At 72.9% G+C, this 1500-nt stretch carries 2 protein-coding genes; both read left to right on the plus strand.

Annotated elements, in window-relative coordinates:
• The first annotated feature begins 265 nt into the window (after positions 1 to 265).
• The gene (locus VB716_RS01825) at positions 266 to 826 is read left to right on the plus strand and encodes an NUDIX domain-containing protein (RefSeq protein WP_197157992.1); all 561 of its coding nucleotides are present in this window, start codon (positions 266 to 268) and stop codon (positions 824 to 826) included.
• Positions 826 to 1500 (plus strand): deoxyribodipyrimidine photo-lyase (locus VB716_RS01830; RefSeq protein WP_323269575.1); only part of this gene is annotated, 675 nt, incomplete at its 3' end. The genes VB716_RS01825 and VB716_RS01830, both read left to right, overlap by 1 nt.

Here is a 1500-nt window from a genome sequence, read left to right on the forward strand (position 1 = left end):
AGGAGGAGGGCCCGCGCGGGGACGTTGTCTGACGTCCAGTCTCGCTGACCGATTGCGCCGCGGCTCTGCGGCCAGACGTCGCCGCGGCAACTCCTCGCTCTCCCGGCCAACCTGCTGGATCAGCTCCTGCCGAGCCTTGGCGCCCTGCTGCAAGACCGTGCTGCCGGCCGCCCGAGCTGCTGCTGCCTGGCTCCGGCCGCCCGAACTGCTGCCTCCTGGCTCTAGCTGGCCGGTTTAGCGTCCGCCCCAGCCGTTGATCCCCGCCATGGCGCCCCTGCCGCCCCCTGAGCCCGCGCGCCATCTCGAGACCCTCGAAGCCCTCGATGCCCGCAAGATCCGCTTCGAGATCAACCGGGTGGAGCTGCCGATGGGGGTGGAGGGCAGCTTCGGGATCATCCGCCATCCCGGCGCTTCGCTGGCGGTGCCCGTGCTCGATGACGGGCGCGTGGTGGTGCTGCGCCAGTACCGCTTCGCGGTGGCGGCCCGCATCCTCGAATTCCCCGCCGGCACCCTGGATCCCGGCGAGGAGCCCCTGGCCACGATGGAGCGGGAGTTGCAGGAGGAGGCGGGCTACAGCGCCTGCCGCTGGGATCCGCTTGGCCTGATGCTGCCCTGCCCCGGCTATTCCGATGAGGTGATCCACCTGTTCCTGGCCCGGGGGCTCACCCCCCTGGAGGCGCCGCCGGCCGGCGACGACGACGAGGACCTGGAGGTGCTGCTGATGGAACCCGCCGCACTCGATGCGGCCCTCGCCAGTGGCGACGAGGCCCTCGATGGCAAGAGCGTGACCGCCTGGTTCCGGGCCAAGCAGCTGCTGGGGCTCTGATGGCTTCCCCTGAGGCCGCCCGCCGCTGGCTGTTCTGGCATCGCCGCGATCTGCGGCTGGCCGACAACCTCGGCCTGGCGGCGGCGGCGGCGGCGACCCCAGCCCTGACGGGTGTGTTTGTGCTCGACCCGGCAATCCTGGCCGACCCGGCGATGGCACCGGCCCGCCGCTGGTTCCTGCTCGAAAGCCTGCGGGAGCTGGCCGCCTCCTGGCGGGCCTGTGGATCGCGGCTGGTGCTGCTGGAGGGAGACCCGCTGGTGCTGCTGCCACGGCTGGCTGCCGCCCTCGGTGCCGAGGTGGTGGCCTGGAACCGCGATGTGGAGCCCAGCGGGCGAGCTCGCGACCGGGCCGTGGCCGCCGCCCTGCAGACCGATGGCCGCCGCGTGCTGGTGGACTGGGATCAGCTGCTGGTCGCCCCGGAGGCGCTGCGCACCGGTGCCGGTGATCCCTATCGCGTCTACGGCCCCTTCCTACGCAACTGGCGCGGCCAGGTGGAGCGCAAGCAGGTTCTCGCGGCTCCTGGCACCGCCGGGGGGATCGAGCCGCTGGTGGCACCAACCGGCCTGCTGGATCTGGACCCGGCGATGCTGCCCCGGCCTGATCTGTGGGAGGCCCTGCCGCGCCTGGAGGCGGTGCCGCCGGCCACACGCTTCGGAGCGGCCTTCTCCGGCGCC

The sequence above is a fragment of the Synechococcus sp. CCY9201 genome (assembly GCF_034931105.1).
Classification (GTDB): Bacteria; Cyanobacteriota; Cyanobacteriia; order PCC-6307; family Cyanobiaceae; genus CBW1002.

Bases quoted from the DNA above. Each gene is read 5' to 3' on its own strand.
- VB716_RS01825 (WP_197157992.1), top strand. From the start codon at position 266: ATGGCGCCCCTGCCGCCCCCTGAGCCCGCGCGCCATCTCGAGACCCTC.